Annotated in this window: 1 protein-coding gene; it reads left to right on the forward strand. The window is 64.2% G+C overall.

Translation table 11 applies throughout. The annotated features are described in order from the left end of the window. The coding region (locus WLY71_RS31725) for a hypothetical protein (protein WP_347806591.1) at positions 1 to 413 on the forward strand (413 nt) is incomplete at both ends.

The raw sequence follows: 413 nt of genomic DNA on the forward strand, positions 1-413 counted from the left end.
TGGCGCCTGCTGCGGGCGAAGTGCGCCCAGCAGCCTTGGAGGCGGCGGTCAATACGGCCATTACGCAACACGGACTTCAGACAGGCACGCGCGCGGCCATTAACCACGCCTTCAACGTGGTGCTGCAGGGGCCTTCCGGTGTAGTCCGCCTGATACCTGTGTGGCCCGAACACCAAGCCGTGATGGCGCAACTGCCCACAACCCTTCCCCGGCAATATCGCTCTACGATTTCACGATTTCTGTGTCACCTCGAGCAGCAGGGTCTGCACTGGTCAACGCTGGCGCCTGCTGCGGGCGAAGTGCGCCCAGCAGCGTTGGAGGCGGCGGTCAATACGGCCATTACGCAACACGGACTTCATCCAGGCACGCGCGCGGCCATTAACCGCGCCTTCAACGTGGTGCTGCGGGGGCCT

The organism is Pseudomonas rossensis (assembly GCF_039888995.1).
GTDB classification, from domain to species: Bacteria; Pseudomonadota; Gammaproteobacteria; order Pseudomonadales; family Pseudomonadaceae; genus Aquipseudomonas; species Aquipseudomonas rossensis.